17 protein-coding genes and 1 tRNA gene are annotated in these 18,543 nt (G+C 71.6%); 4 read left to right on the top strand and 14 right to left on the bottom strand.

The features are described 5' to 3' along the window. Positions 1-8: 8 nt before the first annotated feature. The 9 genes from cysD to ACH34S_RS30035 form a co-directional block, all read right to left on the bottom strand. Positions 9-926: a sulfate adenylyltransferase subunit CysD gene (gene cysD, locus ACH34S_RS30075; RefSeq protein WP_395956201.1), complete on the bottom strand. Its 918-nt coding sequence runs from the start codon at positions 924-926 to the stop codon at positions 9-11. Positions 927-1,143: 217 nt separating this feature from the next. Next, positions 1,144-2,091: an inositol monophosphatase family protein gene (locus ACH34S_RS30070; RefSeq protein WP_395956200.1), complete on the bottom strand. Its 948-nt coding sequence runs from the start codon at positions 2,089-2,091 to the stop codon at positions 1,144-1,146. A 108-nt stretch (positions 2,092-2,199) separates the two neighbouring features. Continuing rightward, positions 2,200-3,687 carry a sugar transferase gene (locus ACH34S_RS30065; protein ID WP_395956199.1) on the bottom strand — a complete coding sequence of 496 codons (1,488 nt, stop codon included), beginning with the start codon at positions 3,685-3,687 and terminating at the stop codon, positions 2,200-2,202. A 316-nt stretch (positions 3,688-4,003) separates the two neighbouring features. Continuing rightward, positions 4,004-4,579, bottom strand: coding sequence for an aminoacyl-tRNA hydrolase (gene pth, locus ACH34S_RS30060; protein WP_395956198.1), 576 nt, complete (start codon positions 4,577-4,579; stop codon positions 4,004-4,006). A gap of 131 nt (positions 4,580-4,710) precedes the next feature. Beyond that, positions 4,711-5,334: a 50S ribosomal protein L25/general stress protein Ctc gene (locus ACH34S_RS30055; RefSeq protein ID WP_395956197.1), complete on the bottom strand. Its 624-nt coding sequence runs from the start codon at positions 5,332-5,334 to the stop codon at positions 4,711-4,713. 261 nt (positions 5,335-5,595) lie between these two features. Beyond that, on the bottom strand, positions 5,596-6,576 hold the full coding sequence (locus tag ACH34S_RS30050) for a ribose-phosphate diphosphokinase (RefSeq protein ID WP_132171112.1): 981 nt from the start codon (positions 6,574-6,576) through the stop codon (positions 5,596-5,598). Positions 6,577-6,746: 170 nt separating this feature from the next. Beyond that, positions 6,747-8,213 carry a bifunctional UDP-N-acetylglucosamine diphosphorylase/glucosamine-1-phosphate N-acetyltransferase GlmU gene (gene glmU / locus ACH34S_RS30045; protein WP_395956196.1) on the bottom strand — a complete coding sequence of 489 codons (1,467 nt, stop codon included), beginning with the start codon at positions 8,211-8,213 and terminating at the stop codon, positions 6,747-6,749. A 201-nt stretch (positions 8,214-8,414) separates the two neighbouring features. Beyond that, a tRNA-Gln gene (locus ACH34S_RS30040) sits at positions 8,415-8,486 on the bottom strand. Positions 8,487-8,607: 121 nt separating this feature from the next. Then, positions 8,608-9,504 (bottom strand): ADP-ribosylglycohydrolase family protein, encoded by an 897-nt coding sequence (locus ACH34S_RS30035; RefSeq protein WP_395956195.1) that lies wholly within the window; start codon positions 9,502-9,504, stop codon positions 8,608-8,610. A 178-nt stretch (positions 9,505-9,682) separates the two neighbouring features. Between ACH34S_RS30035 and ACH34S_RS30030 the strand changes: the two genes are divergently transcribed. Together ACH34S_RS30030 and ACH34S_RS30025 are read left to right on the top strand one after the other, a co-directional pair. Beyond that, positions 9,683-10,636, top strand: coding sequence for an acyl-CoA desaturase (locus ACH34S_RS30030; protein WP_395956194.1), 954 nt, complete (start codon positions 9,683-9,685; stop codon positions 10,634-10,636). A gap of 17 nt (positions 10,637-10,653) precedes the next feature. Then, positions 10,654-11,454, top strand: coding sequence for a TetR/AcrR family transcriptional regulator (locus ACH34S_RS30025; protein WP_395956193.1), 801 nt, complete (start codon positions 10,654-10,656; stop codon positions 11,452-11,454). Here ACH34S_RS30025 and ACH34S_RS30020 read toward each other — a convergent pair whose 3' ends face one another. Both ACH34S_RS30020 and ACH34S_RS30015 read right to left on the bottom strand, forming a co-directional pair. Next, a complete protein-coding gene (locus tag ACH34S_RS30020) occupies positions 11,455-11,817 on the bottom strand; it encodes a VOC family protein (RefSeq protein WP_395956192.1) in 363 nt (120 codons plus the stop codon). It abuts the gene before it with no gap. A 269-nt stretch (positions 11,818-12,086) separates the two neighbouring features. Next, complete coding sequence (locus ACH34S_RS30015) at positions 12,087-12,869, bottom strand: trans-aconitate 2-methyltransferase (RefSeq protein ID WP_395956191.1); 783 nt, start codon at positions 12,867-12,869, stop codon at positions 12,087-12,089. Positions 12,870-13,005: 136 nt separating this feature from the next. On the opposite strand from ACH34S_RS30015, the gene ACH34S_RS30010 reads away from it, so the two are divergent. Next, entirely contained in the window at positions 13,006-13,842 is an 837-nt protein-coding gene (locus ACH34S_RS30010; protein ID WP_395956190.1) for a patatin-like phospholipase family protein, read from the top strand. On the opposite strand, the gene ACH34S_RS30005 is transcribed toward ACH34S_RS30010, so the two are convergent. Genes ACH34S_RS30005 through ACH34S_RS29995 form a run of 3 tightly spaced genes read right to left on the bottom strand, consistent with a single transcriptional unit; the run spans position 13,823 to position 17,910 of the window. After that, positions 13,823-14,467 carry a response regulator gene (locus tag ACH34S_RS30005; RefSeq protein ID WP_395956189.1) on the bottom strand — a complete coding sequence of 215 codons (645 nt, stop codon included), beginning with the start codon at positions 14,465-14,467 and terminating at the stop codon, positions 13,823-13,825. The genes ACH34S_RS30010 and ACH34S_RS30005 overlap by 20 nt on opposite strands. Before the next feature lies 1 nt (position 14,468). After that, positions 14,469-15,695, bottom strand: a complete 1,227-nt coding sequence (locus tag ACH34S_RS30000; protein WP_395956187.1) for a sensor histidine kinase — start codon at positions 15,693-15,695, stop codon at positions 14,469-14,471. A gap of 4 nt (positions 15,696-15,699) precedes the next feature. Continuing rightward, positions 15,700-17,910 carry an MMPL family transporter gene (locus ACH34S_RS29995; RefSeq protein WP_395956186.1) on the bottom strand — a complete coding sequence of 737 codons (2,211 nt, stop codon included), beginning with the start codon at positions 17,908-17,910 and terminating at the stop codon, positions 15,700-15,702. 125 nt (positions 17,911-18,035) lie between these two features. On the opposite strand from ACH34S_RS29995, the gene ACH34S_RS29990 reads away from it, so the two are divergent. Beyond that, on the top strand, positions 18,036-18,524 hold the full coding sequence (locus ACH34S_RS29990; protein ID WP_395956185.1) for a MarR family winged helix-turn-helix transcriptional regulator: 489 nt from the start codon (positions 18,036-18,038) through the stop codon (positions 18,522-18,524). Positions 18,525-18,543: the final 19 nt, after the last annotated feature.

Below are 18,543 nucleotides of genomic sequence, written 5' to 3'. Positions count from 1 at the left end.
GCTGGCCATTAGAAGTAGCCCTCCTTCTTGCGGTCCTCCATGGCGGCCTCGCTGGTGCGGTCATCGGCGCGGGTCTGGCCGCGCTCGGTGATCCGCGTGGCCGCGATCTCCTCGATCACCTCGTCCAGCGTCACCGCGGACGACTTCACCGCGCCGGTGCAGGACGCGTCGCCGACCGTCCGGTACCGGACGGTCGCCTCGAACTCCGGCTCGTCGTCGCCGCGGTTCGCGAACCCGGTCTCCGCGTCGAGCAGCAGCCCGTCCCGCTCGAACACGCGGCGGGTGTGCGCGAAGTAGATCGGCGGGAGCTCCAGCCCCTCCCGGCGGATGTAGTCCCAGATGTCGAGCTCCGTCCAGTTCGACAGCGGGAACACCCGCACATGCTCACCCTGGACGATCTTGGTGTTGAACAGGTTCCACAGCTCGGGACGCTGGTTCTTCGGGTCCCACTGGCCGAACTCGTCCCGGAACGAGACCACCCGCTCCTTCGCCCGCGCCTTCTCCTCGTCGCGGCGTGCCCCGCCGAACGCCGCGTCGAACCGGTGCTCCTCGATGGCGTCCAGCAGCGACGTCGTCTGCAACCGGTTCCGGGACGCGCGGCGCCCCTTCTCCTCCACCACCCGGCCGCTGTCGATCGACTCCTGCACCGACGCGATCACCAGCCGGATACCGAGGTCGGCGACCCTGCGGTCACGGAACTCGATCACCTCGGGAAAGTTGTGCCCGGTGTCGACGTGCATCACCGGGAACGGGATCGGCGCCGGCCAGAACGCCTTCTGCGCCAGCCGCAGCATCACGATGCTGTCCTTGCCGCCCGAGAAAAGCAGCACCGGCCGCTCGAACTCGGCCGCCACCTCCCGGAATATATGGATCGATTCGGCTTCAAGGACGTCCAACTGGGACAGCAGATAATCGCGACGCTGCATGATCTAGGGCTCTTTTCACGCTGTTGTGGCAGATGCACCGGTGGCCGACGGGACGAGGCCACACCGGATCGAACGCCGGCCCGCAGGGATTCAGTCCCGCCTGGCGGAGGCCCTCGCGGGCGGACCGCCGGGCGGCCCGGCCGTGCGGGTCGGCCGTGCCGTACGGGTCAGCCGGGCCGTGCGAACCAGGCCATACCGGTCAATCGGGCCATGCCGATCAGTCTGGCAGGGCGCCGTGCACGTCCCGGATGCCGGTCAGCAGCGTCGGCGCCGACACGGGGTGGCACACCAGGATATCCGGCAGCCGGGGGTCCTCCCGGTTGTACTCCAGCGGCGCCCCGTCCACCCGGGACGCGTGCGCCCCCGCGGCGAGCGCCACCGCCGCCGGTGCCGCCGAGTCCCATTCGTACTGGCCACCGGCGTGCACGTACGCGTCGACCTCGCCGAGCAGCACCGCGGAGATCTTCGCCCCCGCCGACCCGATCGGCACCAGCTCCACGTCCAGGTCGAGCCGGTCGGCCAGCAGCCGGACGAACTCGGGCGGGCGGGTGCGGCTGACGGCGATGCGGAGCTTGCCCGCGTCCGGCGCCGGAGTGTGCAGCGGAACCTCGCGCGGCTGCCCCTTGCGGGACGCGTCCTGCCCGGCGGTCACCGGATCGGGCTCGCCGGGGTCGACCCGGACGAGCGACGCGCCGCCGGTCGCGTCCGTGCGGAGCGTCAGGCCCTGCGCAGGGAGCGCCACCGCCCCCGCCACCAGGCGCCCCCCGCCTGACGGGTCACGCTGCCACAGCGCCACGTGGACGGCCCAGTCGCGGCGGCCCTCCTCGGAGAACTCGCGGGTGCCGTCCAGCGGGTCGACGATCCAGACCCGGTCGGCGGTGCGCCGCCCGGCGTCGGAGGTGTTGCGGGTCGGGGCGCGGTCGTCGCCGCCCGCCCGCTTCCCCGCGACCGACGCGCGGCCCTCCTCGGACAGGACGGCGTCGCCGGGACAGCGCTCGGCCAGCGCCGCCATGAGGTACTCGTGCGCCCGCAGGTCGCCCGCGTTCTTCAGGGCCCGCGCGTCGGCGAATCCCTGCTCGTCCCGCACGTCCAGCAGAAGGCGTCCCGCCGCGGCGGCGAGGTCCGCCGCCAGCGCGTGATCGTCCGCCGCCGCTTGCACCGTCATCTCTCGATCACATTCCCGGCTCGGCTGGTTTGCTCGGTCAACTTTCTCATGCGTCCAGGATGCCGCCGCGCGGCAGGGTGGACCATCCCACGACGGGCGGCCGGGCGATCAGTACGCGCCGGAGCCGCGGAAGACCGCCGACCACGTCTTCCACATGATCTGCAAATCGAGGGCGAGCGTCCAGTTGTCGACGTACCGCAGATCGAGCCGGACCGACTCCTCCCAGGTCAGGTCGGAGCGGCCGCTCACCTGCCACAGGCCCGTCAACCCGGGCTTCACCACGAGCCGCCGGTACACGTCGCCGCCGTACTGGGCGACCTCCTCCGGCAGCGGCGGGCGCGGCCCGACCAGCGACATGTCGCCGCGCAGCACGTTGAACAGCTGCGGCAGCTCGTCCAGCGAGTAGCGGCGCAGCCAGCGCCCCACCGGCGTCACCCGCGGATCGGCACGGATCTTGAACAGGACGCCGTCGTTCTCGTTGTGCTGCAGCAGCTCGACCTTGCGGGCCTCCGCGTCCCGCACCATCGTGCGGAACTTCAGCACCGTGAACTCCCGGCCACCGCGCCCGACCCGCACCTGCCGGAACATCACCGGACCCGAGCTGGACACCTTGATCATGAACGCGACCACCGCCAGCAGCGGGCTCAGCAGCACCAGCCCGGCCAGCGCCGCCGTCCGGTCGAACATCCCCTTGAGGACCTTCCGGCCGCCGTCCAGCTCGGGGTGCTCCACGTGCAGCAGCGGCAGGCCCGCCACCGGGCGGATCGAGATGCGCGGGCCGGTCACGTCCATCAGCGCGGGCGCGACCACCAGCTCGACGTCGTCGCGCTCGATCTGCCACGCCAGCCGGCGCAGCGCCGTGCCGTCCATCTCCGGGCAGGCCAGCACCGCCACCGAGTCGGCCCCGATCCGGTCGGCGACCGAGGCGGCCTGGCTGAAGTCGCCGAGCACCGGCACGCCCTCGACCTCGCTCACCGCGTCGTCGCCCGCGGCCAGCGCGGGCGGCAGGCACACGGCCGCGATGTCCATCCCGTGGTAGCGCTTCTGCTGCAGCACCCGGATCAGGTCGGCGACGGACGTGCGGTGCCCCACCGCGACCACGCGGCGCATGCACTCGCCGTTCCAGCGCCTGCGGTGCAGCCACTTGCGCAGCCGGTACCGCGCGAACACGTTGAGGAGCGTGCCGAGCGGCATCGCCATGATCACGTAGCCGCGCGCGACCTCGGTCTTGGTGGCGTAGGCGATGATCGCCAGCGCGGCCGTGAAGATGAACCCGGCGCGCAGCACCCGGTGGAACTCCTCGTAGCCGACGCCGATGTACCTCGGCTGGTACGCCCGGCACAGCATGAGCGTCGGCACCCACAGCACGGGCAGCGCCACCGTCAGCGCCACGTACGGTGCCGTGTACGAACCCGTAGGATTCTCCGGCACGCCGGGGAACCGGAGCACGAACGCGATCACACCGGCCAGGAGCATGCTGAAGAAGTCGAGACATCCGGCGAACCGGCGGTAGGTTCCGCTCCAGCTCTGGGAGGTCACGCGTCGCTGCTCATGGCTGATCGATGACTCGGCCTGGACCTTGTCAACGACGGCCATAAACCACTCACCAATCCCCTGTAACGCGCGCCCCGTCAGCGCGATTCACACCGAAGACGGTTGAACGTCGCGTGAGGTTCACAAGCATCACGAACCTCGTTCGAGCAGCATCCTACGACCGCTTTGCCGTGGTCAGCGGACAGACACCCCCAAAACCGCGGGAAGACCGGCAAACCTGGCCGGACGTGCAGCAAAACCTGGCCCGGACGTCGGAGATCGTCTCTCATCGTGATCTTGCGGTCCCGCTCTGTGGCCGGATCCGGTCAGTCCGTTCGAGAGCCGTCAGCAGGCCGTTCGAGAACCGCCGGCCGCCTGCTCAGCCCGCGTGGAAGACGTTCTGCGCCGCACCCAGACCATCGGCGATCAGCGCCTCCACCGCGTCCGCCGCCCGATCCACGTCGAGGTCGAGGCCCTTCCGCTCGGCCGCCGAGAAGTCCTTCAGGACGAACGCCGCCGCGTCCATCCGCCCCGGCGGCCGCCCCACCCCGAACCGCACCCGCAGGTAGTCACGCGTCCCGAGCGACTTCGTCACCGACCGCAGCCCGTTGTGGCCGTTGTCACCACCGCCCAGCTTGAGCCGCACCGCGCCGAACGGGATGTCCAGCTCGTCATGGACGACGATCAGCCGCTCCGCCGGCACCTTGTAGAAGTCGCACAGCCCCTTCACCGGGCCGCCCGACTCGTTCATGAACGACCGCGGCTTCGCCAGCACCGCCCGCGCGCCCGCCAGCCGCCCCTCCAGCACCTCCGCCCGCGCCCGATGCGACTTGAACCGCCCGCCCACCCGCGCGGCCAGGACGTCCAGCACCATGAACCCGGCGTTGTGCCTGTTCTTCGCGTAGCCCGGCCCGGGATTGCCGAGACCGGCCACCAGCCAGAGATCCGCGCTCACCCGAAACCCTCCACCCGCAATGAGAACGGTCCCCGCCGGTGCGCACACCCGCGGGGACCGTGAAGAACCGTGCAGCCCGAAGAACGCCGGTGACCCGGCGCCCGGCCGCCTCCGTCAACCGGAGGACGGCGTCACTCGGAGGCGGACTCGCCCTCGGCGGCCTCGCCCTCGCCCTCAGCGGCCTCCGCCTCGGCCTCGACCTCCGGCTCGGTGGACACGCTCGCGTCGCGGATCTGGACGATCAGGATGTCGTCGTCCGCCACCAGCGTGGTGCCCGACGGCAGCTTCAGGTCCTTGGCCAGCACCTGGCTGTCGATCTCCAGGCCGCTGATGTCCAGCTCGACGGACTCGGGAATGTGCGTGGCCTCCGTCTCGACGGAGATCTCCACGACCGTCTGCGCGACCTGGCCGCCCGCGACCACGTCACCGACCAGCACGACCGGCAGGTCGACGACGACCTTCTCGCCGCGCTTGACCAGCAGCAGGTCGACGTGCTCCAGGAAGCCCTTGATCGGGTCGCGCTGCACGTCCTTCGGCAGCGCGAGCTCGGCGCCGCCGCCGAGACCCTCGATCGTCAGCAGCACGTTCGGCGTCTTGAGCGCGAGCATCAGGTCGTGGCCCGGCAGCGAGATGTGCTGCGGGTCGGTTCCGTGACCGTAGAGCACGGCGGGCACCCGGCCGGCCCGGCGGGTGCGGCGCGCGGCACCCTTGCCGAACTCGGTGCGCGGTTCGGCGGCGATGCGTACCTCGGACACGGCGAAAACTCCTCATTGTTGCGATCCACGGCCGTCCGCCATCGGACGTCCGCTACGGACAGTAGCGATCCTCGCACGCCAACGGGGGGCGGGCGACTCAAAGACTCATTGCGTTACCCAGGGAGCGCGGAACCTAACCGGTACGCACTGAACGACCTGAGGCAATCGCGGTCGGCCAAGTCTAGCCGATCGAAGACCCACCCCAAGCCGCAGCCCCCAGCCCGCCATCGTCCGCGGTGCCAGGACCAGAAGGAGGAGCTATTAAGAATGCCCGCCGAAAAGGCTGGTGACTGAGCCGTCGGAGAAGACTTCGTTGATGGCGCGGGCCACCAAGGGGGCGATCGACAGGACGGTCAGCTTGTCGAACTGCTTCTCCTCCGGGATCGGCAGGGTGTTGGTCAACACGACTTCAGAGACGCGCGAGTTCTTCAAACGGTCGACCGCCGGGCCCGACAGGACGCCGTGCGTCGCGGCGACCACGACGCGGCTGGCGCCATGGTCGAAGAGGGCGTCGGCCGCCTTCACGATCGTGCCGCCGGTGTCGATCATGTCGTCCACCACGACGCAGGTGCGGCCCGCGACCTCGCCGACGACGTCGAACACCTTCACCTCGTTCGCCACGTCGGGGTCGCGCTTCTTGTGGATGATCGCCATCGGGACGCCGCCCAGCCGGTCCGACCACCGCTCGGTCACCCGGACCCGGCCCGCGTCCGGGGCCACCACCGTCACCTGCGAGGTGTCCAGGCGGCTCTCGAAATGGTGGGCCAGCAGGTCCAGCGCGAACAGGTGGTCGACCGGGCCGTCGAAAAAGCCCTGGATCTGCGCAGTGTGCAGATCGACCGTGATCAACCGGTCGGCACCCGCGGTCTTGAACAGGTCCGCCATCAGCCGGGCCGAGATCGGCTCGCGGCCGCGGTGCTTCTTGTCCTGCCTGGCGTACCCGAAGAACGGCGCCACCACGGTGATCCGCTTGGCCGACGCGCGCTTCAGCGCGTCCACCATGATCAGCTGCTCCATGATCCACTGGTTGATGGGCGCGGTGTGGCTCTGGATCACGAAGGCGTCGGAGCCGCGGACGGACTCCAGGAACCGCACGAACGTCTCACCGTTCGCGAAGTCGTACGCGGACGTCGGCGTGAGGTCGACGTGGAGGTTGTCGGCTACTTCCTTGGCCAGGTCCGGGTGGGCTCGGCCGGTGAAGAGCATCAGCTTCTTCTGGCCACTCGCTTTGATCCCACTCACCTCTGACAACTCCCCCTCAATGGAATATGCCTTCACGTGGGTTGTTGTCCCCACTCCCCGCGCACCACAAGAGTCCGGGTCGCACGGGTTGCTTAGTTGTTCGCGGAGAACGCCGGTGTCCTCCACCTCCCCGCCATGGGGCGGGGCAGTCTTCGCCGGACGCGCCGAGGTTACGGCGCGTCCTCCTCATGAGCCTCTTGGGCCTCGTCCGCCTCACGGGCCCGGCGGGCGGCCTCCGCGGCGGGCGTGCCCGCGCGCTTCCGCTCGACCCAGCCCTCGACGTTGCGCTGCCGCGCCCGCGCGACCGCCATCGCCCCCGCCGGAACGTCCTGGACGATCACCGAACCGGCGGCCGTGTAGGCACCGTCGCCCACCGTCACCGGCGCGACGAACATGTTGTCGCTGCCCGTCTTCACATGGGACCCGATGACGCTGCGGTGCTTGCGCACGCCGTCGTAGTTCACGAACACCGAGCTCGCGCCGATGTTGGAGTGCTCGCCGATCTCCGCGTCGCCGACGTAGGTCAGGTGCGGGACCTTGCTGCCCTCGCCGATGTCGGCGTTCTTCGTCTCGACGAAGGTGCCGATCTTGCCCTTGCGGGCCAGCCGCGTCCCCGGCCGCAGGTAGGCGTACGGCCCGACCGTCGCCTCCGGGCCGATCTCGGCCTCGACGCCCACCGTGTTGATCACGGTCGCGCCCTCCCCGACCCGGGTGTCGGTGAGCGTGCAGCCGGGCCCGACGCGGGCGCCCTCGCCCAGGTGCGTCCGGCCGTGCAGCTGCGTGCCCGGGTGGACCTCCGCGTCCCGCTCGGCGGTCACCTGCACGTCGATCCAGGTCGTGGCGGGGTCGACGATGGTGACGCCCGCCCGCATGTGCGCTTCGAGGATCCGGTCGTTCAGCTGCCTGCGCGCCTGCGCGAGCTGGACCTTGTCGTTCACGCCCTGCGTCTCGACCCAGTCGGCGGCCAGGTGCGCGCCGGCGCGGTGGCCGTCCCCGCGCACGATCGCGACGACGTCGGTGAGGTACTCCTCGCCTTTGGCGTTGTCGGTGGTGACGCGCTTGAGGGCGTCCGCGAGCCGGGCGCCGTCGAAGGCGTACATGCCGACGTTGATCTCGTTGATGGCGCGCTGCGCCGCGGTCGCGTCCTTGTGCTCGACGATCGCCTCGACGCTGCCGTCCGCCGCCCGGACCATGCGCCCGTAGCCGGTCGCGTCGGGCATCTCGGTGGTCAGGACGGTCGCCGCGTTGCGCTCGTCCTCGTGGGTCCGGACGAGCGCGGTGAGGGTCTCGCCCCGCAGCAGCGGGACGTCGCCGTTCAGGACCACGACGGTCCCGTCGAGGGCGCCGGTCTGCTCCAGCGCCATCCGGACGGCGTGCCCCGTCCCGTTCCGCTGCTCCTGGACGGCCGTTTCGGCGTCCGGGGCGGCCGCGGCGAGATGCTCGACGACCTGCTCGCGCCGGTGCCCGACGACCACGACGAGCCGCTCGGGCTCCAGCTCGCGGGCGGCCGCCAGCACATGGCCGAGCATGCTCCGCCCGCACAGCTCGTGCAGGACCTTCGAGGTACGGGACTTCATCCTGGTGCCCTCGCCCGCGGCGAGAACGATGACGGCGGCCGGTCGGCTCGCAGCACTCACAAGGAGGCTCCTCGGCATCGCGGACGGGATTCGGTTCGCCGCGCACGCCCACCCGCGACATCCCTGTCCACCAGGCCGGACGCACCCGACACGGGCAGGATACCGCCCACCCCGCCCCTGTCATCCCGCCGCCCACCCACGGCACCACCCGTGGCACGATCCAGGCACCAGCGACGGCACAACCTGGACGTTCCCCAACAGCTCCGGCGCCAGGACTCGAACCTGAACTATGGGTACCAAAAACCCAGGTGCTGCCAATTACACCACGCCGGATCAAACGGGACATTTCCCCGCCGGAGATCACCTGCCGGTCCAACGATACCGGTCGGAGGGTCGGCGCCCACACCCATTACCGGCCCCACGCCGGACGGTGCGGGCGACCTTGCCCGGCCCCTCAGGCGAGCCAGCCGGGAAGGGGTTCGCGGGCCGCCGTCCAGGAGGCGGGGACGGCCGCGGGCCCCAGATGCGCGGCGACGATGCCGCCGACCATGGCTGCCGTGGTGTCCATGTCACCGCCGACCATGGCGCAGGCCCGGACGGCCGCCTCGAAATCGGTCAGCCGGGTGGCGGCCGCCCACAGCGCGTACGGGACGGTGTCCTGCGCAGAGATCCGGCTCCCGTTCCCCAGTTCGTGGGCCGCCTCCTGAGGTGACTTTCCGAGCAGCCGGAGCGCACGGCGCATCCCCCGCCGCACGTACTCCCCTGTGGTCGTCCACTCCAGGGCCGCCTCGATCACCGCCTCGGGCGCGACGGACCGTCCTCGCCGGGACGCGACGTAGGCCGCCGCAGCCGCCACCGCGACGGCGCCTGCGATGCCCTCGGCATGGGAGTGCGTCACTTCCGCGGACAGGGCGGCCTGCTCCGCCGCCCGCGCCGGATCATCGCTGAAGTAGGCACCGAGCGGTGCGACGCGCATCGCGGCTCCGTTGCCGTAGGAGCCCCGCCCGCTGAAGAGTTCCCGGGACGCCACGCGCCAGGACGTACCGCCCTGGACCTTGGTGAGCAGTTCATACGCGCCGGCGCCGTACCCGCGGCCGACGTCCATCCGCGTGGCGAACGACTCCGCCAGCGCGTCCTGATCGACCTGCCCGAACCTGCGCAGGACGTCCAGGACGGAGCAGGCCATCTCCGTGTCATCGGACCACGGCCAGGGGGCGGGCGGCACGCCGGTCTCCGGGGAGACGTCCCGGTTGGAGAGGAGAAAGAACTGATCTCCGAAAGCGTCGCCCACAGAGAGACCGGCCAGCGAACCTTCGGCGAGCGTCGCGCGTTCGTCCAGGGTGAGGGCCATCCCGCCATTCTTCCGCCCCGGGCCGGCGGTGGTGGGGGAAGAGTGTTTTGTGGCTGTTGGGGCAGTTTCCTGCTGAATTTACTGTTCGTCGGTGTCAACCTACGGTTCCGTAGGTTACGTTGGCGTAGGTAAGCCCGCCAGTCACTAGGGAGTGCCAATCACAGGGAGTGGTGACGCAATGACGACAGCGCCGGCCGTGGGTCCTCCTCGCCGTCAGGGGCTTCCGGAGACCGAGCCCGTGCCCCAGGGGAACGCCGAACGGGTGCTGGTCGCCGTGTTCACGGGGGTCCCGTTCCTGGCCCTGTTCGCGGCGATTCCGCTGGCCTGGGGCAGGTTCCTCGGCTGGACGGACATCATCCTCATGGCCGTGTTCTACGTCCTGTCCGCGGGCGGGGTCACGGTCGGGTACCACCGGCACTTCACGCACGGGTCGTTCCGGGCCAAGCGGCCACTGAAGGTCTTCCTGGCGATCGCGGGGAGCCTGGCGATCGAGGGGCCCGTCATCATGTGGGTCGCCGACCACCGGCGGCACCACAAGCACTCGGACAAGGAGATGGACCCGCACTCGCCCTGGCGCTTCGGCAACGACTGGAAGGCGCTGACGAAGGGGCTGGCGTGGGCGCACTACGGGTGGCTGTTCGGCGGCGACCGGACGTCCAAGCGCCGGTTCGCCAAGGACCTGCTGAACGACTCCGACATCAGGCGCATCCATCTGGCCTTCCCCGGGCTGGTGGCGGTGTCGTTCCTGCTTCCGGCGCTGATCGGCGGCATGGTCTCGATGTCGTGGGCCGGGTTCCTGACCGCGCTGTTCTGGGCGGGGTTCGTCCGGATCACGCTCGTCCACCATGTCACGTGGTCGATCAACTCGATCTGCCACACCTTCGGCAAGGAGGACTTCGAGGTCCGCGACAAGTCACGGAACGTGTGGTGGCTCGCGATCCCCTCGCTGGGCGAGTCGTGGCACAACCTGCACCATTCGGATCCGACGTGCGCGCGGCACGGGGTGCTGAAGGGGCAGGTCGACATCAGCGCGCGGATCATCTGGCTGTTCGAGAAGGCAGGCTGGGCCTATGACGTCCGGTGGCCGAACGATGAGCGGCTGGCCGCGAAGCGCACCAAGCGGGCGGGGTGAGCGCCACAATTGATCCCGTGACAGATCCCGCTCCCCGGACCCGCAGAAAGCGGATGACGGGCAAGGAACGCCGCGAGCAGCTCCTCAACATCGGGCGGACGCTGTTCGCCGCGCGCGGGCTGGACGGCACGTCGGTGGAGGAGATCGCTTCCGCGGCCGGCGTGTCCAAGCCCGTGGTGTACGAGCACTTCGGCGGCAAGGAGGGCCTGTACGCGGTCGTCGTCGACCGGGAGTTCGAGCGGCTGCTGCGGCTCGTCACGGAGGCGCTGAACTCGGCGGCCCACTACCGCGGCAAGCTGGAGAAGGCCGCGCTGGCGCTGCTGGAGTACATCGAGGAGCACCCCGACGGCTTCCGGATCCTCGTCCGCGACTCGCACGGCGGCACCGGTACCGGCAGCTACGCGAGCCTGCTGAGCGAGATCGCCGGCGAGGTGGAGTACATCCTCGCGCAGGAGTTCGACCGGCACGGCTACGACGACAAGTTCGCGTCGCTGTACGCCCAGAGCCTGGTCGGCATGGTGGCGCTGACGGGCCAGTGGTGGCTGGACGTCCGCAAGCCGCGCCGTGAGGACGTGGCCGCGCACGTGGTGAACCTCGCCTGGAACGGTCTTTCGGGGCTGGAGCCGAAGCCGTCGCTCGATCCGCGCCAGCGGCGCAAGGAGCTGGAGCGCGCGGAGAAGCGTGCGGAGAAGGCGGCCGCGAAGGCGGAGAAGGCGGAGGAGAAGGCCGCCGCCCGGGAGGAAAAGGCCGCGGCGAAGGCGGGGAGGGCGCAGCGCAGGGGGCGCCGCGATCCGGAGATCGCCGACCCGTCCGCGTGATCAGCGGTCCGGTTGCATGAATTCGAGGCGGTTGCCTACGGGGTCGTCGGCGTAGAACCGGCGGTATCCGGGGAACAGGGCGTCGGGTGTGACGTCGTGGCCTGCGGCGCGGAGGCGGGCGGCGAGTTCGTCCAGGTCGTGGACGAGGAGCGCCGGGTGGGCCTTGCGGGCGGGTCGGAAGCCGCGCTCGATGCCGAGGTGCAGTTCGACGCCGTCGCCCCGGAACCAGGCTCCGCCGCGTTCGGCGAGCGCGGCCGGTTTGGCGGTCTCTTCCAGGCCTAGGACGCCGGTGTAGAAGGCGCGGAGCGCGTCTTCGCTGCCGGGCGGGGCGGCGAGCAGGATGTGGTGGACGCCGCTGATCATCCGCGCCTCCTTCGGCCGGCGGGGCGGCACCGGCGGCCGTCCGGAGTTCGTCCGGTCGGCCGCCGGTTGGGGTCGCCGGCCTCGGGTCACGAGGCCGGGATACGCCGGACGCCGCCGGACCCTCCGAGGTGGCACACCGCAGGGGAACGATTCGCGTCCCTCGGCAGGGCCTTGGCGGCACCCCGTCCTTGGGCGCCGAGAGCCCGAGCACGGTGTCTCAGGTGTCTCTCGACATCAAGAGACAGGATGCACCAGACGGTATCTTGAGGTCAAGAATCGACCCGCGTGGCGACCACGAAGATCCGCCGGAACGGGAACACGGTGCCGTAGGGCGCGGCCGGGTACGCCTGCCGCAGCCGCTCCCGGTAGGCGGCCAGGAACTCCTCCGTCTCACCGGGATCGAGCGTGGACAGGACGGGCCGCAGCGCGCTGCCCTTGACCCATTCGAGGACCGGGTCGTCGCCGTGCAGGACCTGGATGTAGGTCGTCTCCCAGGCGTCGACCGCGCAGCCGTGGCGGGTCAGCAGGTCGAGGTAGCCGGCCGCGTCGAGGACGGGCGCGTCCCGCTGGAACGCGCCGAGCTTGCCGCGCCACCGGTCGGAGCGGGCCAGCTCGCGCAGCAGGACGTGGCTGGGCTCGCCGAAGTTGCCGGGGACCTGGAAGGCGAGCCGACCGCCTGGCGTGAGCGCGTCAGCCCACTGGGGCAGCAGGTCGAGGTGCTCCGGGACCCATTGCAGGACGGCGTTGCTGACGATGAGGTCGACCGGGCCCTCGGGCCGCCAGGCGGCGACGTCGCCGACGCGGAAGCTCAGCCGTCCCGGGATCTCGCGCCGCCTGGCCTCGGCGATCATCTCGGCGGAGCTGTCCAGGGCGTCGATGACCGCCCCCGGCCAGCGGGCGGCGAGGGTCGCGGTGAGCTCCCCCGTCCCGCAGCCGAGATCGACGATGCGGGCTGGGGCGGCGCCGTCGAGGCGTCCGGTGAGTTCGCGGAAGGGCCTGGCGCGTTCGCCGCCGAAGGCCTCGTACTGAGCGGGGTCCCACACCGTATTCATAGGTCCAACACCGTGTTCATAATCCGCCTCACGTGTCCCGGCACTTGTCTCGATATCAAGATACAACGTGCTCGCCGCTCCGCCCCGGTCGTTTGGCGGATGCGGTCGGGGGCGGGTGCTTTCTAGGCTCGCCGGCATGACGCAGAGCAGAGAATCGGGCGGGTGGGCGCTGGTGCTCGGGCCGGGCGGGCCGGTCGGGACGGCGTGGCTGGCGGGCCTCGCCGCCGGGCTGCGCCGCGCGGGCCTGGATCCGGGCGCCGCGACGCCGATCGTCGGGACGTCCGCGGGCGCGATCGCCGGCGCGATGATCGCGACGGGCCGCGATCTCGCGGCGGTGGCGGAGCTGCCGCCGCGGGGCCGGGAACGGCCGCCGTCGGACGCCTCGGTGATGGGCCGGGCGTTCGAGCTGACCGGGGACCCGGACCTGGACCCGGACGAGGTCAGGCGCCGGATCGGACGGCTCGCGCTGGAGGCCGACACGCTGCCCGAGGAGCGTCACCGCGCCGGAATGGAGTACCTCGTCGGGACCGACGAATGGCCCGGCCGGCGGGCGGGCCGGGCGCGGCTGCTCGTCACGGCCGTGGACGTCGCGTCGGGCAAGCCGGTCGTGTGGGACGGGAGCGACGACGGCGTCCCGCTGACGGCGGCCGTCGCGGCGAGCAGCGCGGCGCCCGGGTTCGCCGAGCCGGTGACGATCGGGGGCCGCCGCTACATGGACGGCGCGTTCGGCGGCGGGTCCAACGCCCATCTCGCGGCGGGCACGGGCCCGGTCGTGCTGATCGAGCCGCTCCCCAAGATGTCGGGCGGCTCGGGGGCCGATGTCCGGATCGTCCCGGACGAGGGGGCGCGGGAGGCGTTCGGCGACGACGTCGGCGACATGGCGCGCTGGACGCCCGCCTACCGGGAGGGCCTCCGGCAGGCGCCCGCGGCGGCGGAGCTGATCGGTTCGGCGATCAGGGGTCCGGCCGGGTGATGAGGCCGCGGTCGAGGGCGACGATGACGGCGTGGGTGCGGTCGCTGACGTCGAGCTTGGCGAAGACGCGCAGGAGGTGCGTCTTGACGGTCGCCTCCGCGATGACGAGGCGGCGGCCGATGTCGGCGTTGGACAGCCCGTCCGCGACGGCGTTGAGGACGTCGATCTCCCGCGCGGTCAGCGTCACGGGCGCGGGCCGCCGCATCCGGGCGACCAGCTTCTCCGCGACGCGGGGCGCGAGGACGGTCTCGCCGCGGGCCGCGGCGTGGATCGCGTCGACGAGCTGGTCGCGGGTCGTGTCCTTGAGGAGGTAGCCGATGGCGCCGGCCTCGATCGCGTGCTCGATGTCGGCGTCGGTGTCGTAGGTGGTGAGGACGAGGACGCGGGTCCCGGTGCCGCGGGCGGCGATCCGCTCGGTGGCGGCGACGCCGTCCAGGACGGGCATGCGCAGGTCGAGGAGCGCCACGTCGGGCCGGAGGCGTTCGACGAGCTCGACGGCCTCGTGCCCGTCGCCGGCCTCGCCGACGATGTCGATGGTGGGTTCCGAGGCCAGCAGCGCGACGACGCCCGCGCGCATGACGGTGTGGTCGTCCACCACGATGATCCGGAGTTTGCCTTCGGTCATGTCATCTCTCTCCGGAACCGGGGTGCGGGGGGATGAGGGCGAGGACGCGGGTGCCGTCGCCGGGCGAGCTGGTGACGGTGAGCTCGCCGCCGAGTTCGGCGAGGCGGCGGCGCATGCCGTCCAGGCCGAATCCGGTGGCCTCGCCCGCCGTCCGGGCCTCGGCGGCGGGGAAGCCGCGGCCGTCGTCGGTGATCTCCAGTTCGATGCCGTGCGGGTGCCGTTCGAGGACGACGCCGACCGTGCTCGCGGCGGCGTGCTTGCGGACGTTGGCCAGCGACTCCTGCGTGCAGCGCAGCAGCGCGATCCGGGCCGTCCGGTCGCAGTCGACCTCGGGCAGTTCGGCGGTGACGGTGAGGCCGGTGTCCTCGGTGAACCGGTCGAGGGTGCGGCGCAGCGCCCCGGCGATCGAGGCGGGCGCCGCCCCGGCCGGCGCGGCCCCGGCCGGGGCGGCCCCGGCCGGGGCGGCGGGGGCGCCGGCTCCCGACGCGACCAGGACGCGGGCTTCGGCGAGGTTCTCGCGGGCGGTCCGCTCGATCGAGACGAGCTGCTGGGCGCTGCGCTCTGGGTCGGCCGCGATCCCGTTCCTGGCCGCCTCCGCCAGGACGACGATCGACGCGAAGCCCTGCGCGAGCGTGTCGTGGATCTCCCGGGCGAGCCGTTCCCGTTCTTCGGCTGCGCCCTGTCGGCGCTGCGCCTCGGCGAGCTGCCGCTGCGTCGCCTCCAGGTCGGCGGCGAGGAGGCGGGCGCGCTCGTCGCGCTGCCCGACCACCCGGTGCATCCACAGCCCGAACAGCGAACCGGCCGCGTAGCCGATGAGGGTGGCGATCACGTTGCCGGTGAGGACCTTGCCGTCCGGTGCCTGCTGGACGATGTTCCCGGCGACCGTGGCCGCGGTGGCGGCGCCGCTGAGCACGACCGCGCGCCGCGGGCTTCCCGCGAAGATCCAGAAGTGCGGGAGCGTCACGATCAGCAGGGAGGCGGCGCCGTCCATCAGGTAGGAGACGGCGCCGGTCCCTGCGATGAGCACACCGAGGTAGGCGTACCGGCGGGCGGCGGGGCCGCCCGGGGACGAGCCGGTGATCGGATACGTGAGCGCGAGCACGGCCAGTACCGCCAGCGTGGTGAACTTGATGTCGTCCGGCCGGTCCCACACGCCCATGGCCTGCGGGACCAGTCCGAGGATCATCCAGAGGCCCGCGTACCACCGGATCAGTGCCCGTTGCGCCATGCGGTCAGACTACGTTTTCCATGGACGGGCCGGTGACCACCGGGTCATCCGCCCGCCGGGACGGCCCGGACGAGCGGGACGGCCGGGACGGCCACCAGGCCCGCTCGCCGAGCAGCAGCATCAGCGACGGCAGGATCACGATCCGGATGACGACGGCGTCCAGCAACACGGCCACCGCCAGCGCGAAGCCCATCTGCTTCATCTCCATGATGTGCAGGGGCACGAAGCTGGCGAACACGGTGACCATCACGAACGCGGCGCTGGTGACGACGCCCGCGGAGCTGCGGATCCCGCCGAGCACCGCGTCCCGGGTGGACGCGCCCGCCAGCACGGCCTCCTGGATCCGGCTGATCACGAAGACCTGGTAGTCCATGGAGAGGCCGAACAGGATCACGAACAGGAACAGCGGGACGCGGGAGGAGATCGACCCGGTGGAGGTGAAGTCGAGCGCGCCCTCCGCCCATGTCCCCTGGAAGACGAGGGTGAGCAGGCCGAGCGAGGCGCCGGCGGACAGCAGGGTCAGCAGCACGCCGACGAGACCGAGCACGACCGAGCGGAACGCCCACACCGTCATCGCGAACGTCACCAGCAGCAGCGACCCGATGATCATGGGGAGCTTGCTCTCCTGGTGCGCGGGGTAGTCGGTGTAGCGGGCGACGTCGCCGGTGACGGCGGTCTCGGCGCCGGTCTTCCCGACGGTGGCGGGAATGTACTCGTCGCGGAGGGCCTTCAGCGACGACTGCGCCTCGTCCGTGCTGCCGTAGTGCGGGACGGACAGCTTGAGGAGGCTGGTCCGGCCGTCCGGCGAGGTGCTCAGCTCGGACGTGCCCGTGAAGCGCCCGTCGTTCTCCGTGCGGTCCGCGAGGGCGCGCAGGGCGGCGGTCACCTCGTCCGCCCGGCCCGCGTCGCCGCGGACGACGACACGGTGCGCCGCCTTCAGCTCCGGGAACGCCGCGTTCAGCCGGTCGAAGGTCTGCATCGCCGGGATGGCGCGCGGGTGGGTCTCGCGTCCCATGTCGGTCAGGTTGAGGTTCAGCAGCGGCGCGGCCAGGGCGAGCATGACCAGGACGCCGACGGCCAGCGTCGCGGCGGGGTGACGGCCGACGGGACGCAGCATCGCCGTCGTGATCCGGCCGCCGTCCTTCGCCTTCGTCCGCCGGGGCGCCTTGCCGCGGCGGGCGCGGCGCTCGGCGCGCCGTTCCGCCCGCCTGCCGAGCTTGACGAGCAGCGCGGGCAGCACGGTCAGCGAGCTGGCGACGGCGACGAGCGTGACGATGATCGCGGAGGTGGCGATGGAGGAGAAGATGACGTCGTCGGCGAGATAGAGCGTGGCGCTGGAGACCGCGACCGCGAGGCCCGACAGCACCACGGCGCGCCCTGACGTCGCCGCGGCCAGCTCCACGATGGCCCGCGATGAGAGCCGCCCGCCGGACCGGGCCCGCTCCTCCCTTTCCCGCTTGAGGTAGAAGAGGGTGTAGTCGACGCCGACGGCCATGCCGATCAGGAGGATCATGCTGGCGCCGACGCCGACGTCCGGGAAGACGTGCGAGGCGAGCATCGACAGGCCGACGGCCGCCACGATCGAGGTCAGGGCCAGCAGGATCGGCACGACCGCCAGCGACACCGACCCGAACACCACCAGCAGCGTGATCAGCGTGATGGGCAGCGCGATGATCTCGGTGCGCGACAGGTCCTCGCCGCGCAGCTCGTCGATGCCCTTGCCGACGGACGCCCCGCCGGTCTCCTCCACCCGGACGCCGGGATGCGCGGCCCGCACCTCGGCCGTCTGCGCGAGCAGCGGATCGACGTGTTCCTTGCCTTCGCGTTCGGGGCCGCGCAGGGCGATCTCGACGCGGACGGCGGTCCCGTCCTTCGACCTGATCGGCGCGGACACCGACTCGACCTCGGGCAGCCGCTTCATGCGGGCGGCGGCGTCGCGGGCGGCGGCGTCGGCGGCACGCGCGTCCAGCGCGCCCGTGCCGGGCTTCGCGGTGATCAGGATGTGCTCGTCGGCCCGCTGCTGGAGACCGCCCTCGGCGGCCAGCGCCTCGGCCCTGCCCGCCTCGCCGATCCGGAAGTCCTCGGTGCTCGCGGCCTGCCCTCCGACCGCGATACCGATGCCGAGGCACATCGTCACGAACAGGAACCAGCCGGCGATCGCCCGCCAGGGGTGCCCGGCGCTCCACCGGGCCATCTTCACAGAGGGGTTCGTCATGCGAAAATGCTCGTCGCGGGCACCCTTTCCGCATGAGGCCCGTCCGGCTGAACCTCGTGTCCACCGACCGGTGGACACCGCCGCGGCCGCCTCTCTCGATATCAAGATAAAGGTAGGGTGGCGGCATGCAAGATGAGGTGGACAGGCTCGTCGAGGCGTGGCGCACCGAGCGGCCGGACCTGGACGTCCGTCCGCTGCAGGTCCTCAGCCGCGTGTCCCGGCTGGCCCGGCATCTCGACCGCGCCAGGCGCGGCGTGTTCGCCGACCACGATCTGGAGTCGTGGGAGTTCGACGTCCTCACGGCGCTGCGCCGCGCGGGCAGCCCCTACCAGCTCAGCCCGGGGCGGCTGCTGCGGGCCACGCTGGTCACCTCCGGCACGATGACCAACCGCATCGACCGGCTCGCGGCGGCCGGGCTCGTCGAGCGGCATCCCGACCCGCAGGACAAGCGCGGCGTCCAGGTCCGGCTCACCGCCGCGGGCATGACCCGGGTGGACGCGGCCATCGCCGACCTGCTGGAACGGGAGAAGGTCATCCTCGACGGCCTCAGCCCCGCCCAGCACGACGCCCTCGCCGACCTGCTCCGCATCCTGCTCATCCCGTTCGACGAATAGCCGCCGGGGGTCCCGGCCG

The organism is Actinomadura sp. 3N508 (assembly GCF_044326375.1).
Taxonomy (GTDB): Bacteria; Actinomycetota; Actinomycetes; order Streptosporangiales; family Streptosporangiaceae; genus Spirillospora.
This window is presented reverse-complemented; position numbering and strand designations above follow the sequence as displayed.